Below are 251 nucleotides of genomic sequence, written 5' to 3'. Positions count from 1 at the left end.
AAGGACAAATTAAAAAGTGGCCAACTTAAGAAACAGGCGCAAGCCGAAGTTTCTGAGTAACCACGATCAGGGGTGGGTCCGTTTTACTTTGGCAGGGTGGGTCACAATTCGATCGGTATTGACATATAGCCCACCAGAATGCCCCACAGCTCCTGTTTAACCCCCTCGGGGAAGCGGCTTCTCAATGTGACTTCCCCCTTTAACTGCCGCCGTTTCAGTTCACCGTAGCCCAGCTCAATCTCCCAGCGGGT

1 pseudogene is annotated in these 251 nt (G+C 52.2%); it reads right to left on the bottom strand.

Annotated elements, in window-relative coordinates:
* Nucleotides 1-104: 104 nt before the first annotated feature.
* Nucleotides 105-251, bottom strand: a pseudogene (locus M6G53_RS25405) (IS4 family transposase); the annotation flags it as partial.

The organism is Serratia nevei (assembly GCF_024160145.1).
GTDB lineage: Bacteria > Pseudomonadota > Gammaproteobacteria > Enterobacterales > Enterobacteriaceae > Serratia > Serratia nevei_A.
Note: the sequence above shows the minus strand (reverse complement) of the source record. Positions and strands in the feature narration are given on the sequence as shown.